The sequence below is a fragment of the Hydrogenophaga sp. genome (genome assembly GCF_041633695.1).
Lineage (GTDB): Bacteria > Pseudomonadota > Gammaproteobacteria > Burkholderiales > Burkholderiaceae_C > Hydrogenophaga.
Map to the genome: position 1 here is coordinate 1 of NZ_JBFJMY010000703.1, position 1,487 is coordinate 1,487.

Consider the following 1,487-nt stretch of genomic DNA (forward strand, 5'->3'; position numbering starts at 1 on the left):
GCAAAAAATTCCGCCGTGTAGCGGCTGATGGCCGCCGGACTGGCCAGCACCAGGCGCACGCTGCGCCGCGTCTGGCGCTCCAGCTCGTCCACCCAATCGCGCACAAAGGGCTCGGCGGTGGCCACCACCACCTCGGTGCTGCTCACCTGCACCGGCAACACCTTGTGGCGCTCGGCATAGGCCGCGCTCATCACGTCGGCCACCTTGCCCACCTCCACCTTCAGCGGGTCGATGCGCAAATAGGTCAGGCCACAGCGCGCGGCCAGCCATTCGGTGAGCTGCTCGGCGTCGAGCACATGGCCGTCGCTGGCACGCGCCATGCCCACCACCGACAGCCTTTGCAAGGGGTGTTGTGCGCTCTGCGCCACCGAGCAGCGCGCCACGGTGCGCGCCGCTTCGGCCTTGGAGATCACACCGTCTTCGCTCAACCAGTCCACCAGCAGGCGCCAGTCGAGCGGACCTTGGTGGGCGGGTTTTTCGACCGGAGCGGAGGCTGGGGTTTTCATGCGCGTGAAAGAAGTTGGGATGGCGACAAGTTCAGATCTTGGAGACCGGCGCAAAAATGCGCAACCATTTGACCGCGGGCAACTTCCAGCGTGCCTGCACCGCTTCGGCCCGCGCCAGCAGCGCCATGCGGGTCGGGCGGCTGGCGTTGCGCTGGGCCAGCACCACGGCATTGCCTTCGCGCGTGGGTTTGAAAACCCAGACCGCATCGTCGCCGAACGCGGCACAAATGCTCTTGAGCGAATGTTCGTAACTGGCGTCGCGGCCAAACAGGTTCACCGTCATCATGCCTTCGTCGCTCAGCACCGAACGGCAGTCGGCGTAAAAGTCGGGGCTGTCGAGCACCGGTGCGGCGGCTTCGTGGTCGTACAAATCCACTTGCAGCGCGTCGATCTGCGCCGTGTACGCGGGGTTGCGGATCTCCTGCGCCGCATCGGCCAGCACCACCCGCAGGCGCGGGCCATCGGCCGGCAGCTTGAACCAGCCCCGGCAGGCTGTGAGCACCTGGGGGTTGATCTCGATGGCGGTGGTGTGCATGCGCAAGGGCTTGAAACAAAATTTGGTGAGGGCGGCGGAGCCCAGCCCAAGCTGCATGGCCCGGCGCTTGCCCACCGAATCGGCTTCGACAAACAGCAGCCAGGCCATCATGCGCTGCACGTAGTCGAGTTCGATATCGAAGGGCGCGTCGATGATCATCGAGCCTTGTATCCACTCGGTTCCCAGGTGCAGAAAACGCACCTCGCCGTCTTCGGACAGCGTGACCTCGGGCAGGCTTTGCACGGCGCTGCGCTGCCGCGCGGCGTTCGCACCCACCTTCATGCCCGCCCCGCCATCGGGTCAGCCGGCCACCACAGACCAGCGGGCGGTGCCACCCGCGCGGCGTTTTTGAAGAACCGCCCGCAGTGGGCGAGAAGGGAGAACATCGAATGTCGCATCGGCTTGTTGTTGGAGGAGAAGAATCATTATGAACACAGAAACGGCCC

At 65.2% G+C, this 1,487-nt stretch carries 1 protein-coding gene and 1 pseudogene; both read right to left on the bottom strand.

Annotation, left to right across the window (positions count from 1 at the left end; translation table 11 throughout):
* A pseudogene (locus ABYB95_RS23390) lies at positions 1-506 on the bottom strand (type II/IV secretion system protein); the annotation flags it as partial.
* A gap of 31 nt (positions 507-537) precedes the next feature.
* Positions 538-1,323, bottom strand: a complete 786-nt coding sequence (locus ABYB95_RS23395) for a spermidine synthase (RefSeq protein ID WP_372662741.1) — start codon at positions 1,321-1,323, stop codon at positions 538-540.
* Positions 1,324-1,487 lie beyond the last annotated feature (164 nt).

Bases quoted from the DNA above. Each gene is read 5' to 3' on its own strand.
- ABYB95_RS23395 (WP_372662741.1), bottom strand. From the start codon at position 1,323: ATGAAGGTGGGTGCGAACGCCGCGCGGCAGCGCAGCGCCGTGCAAAGC.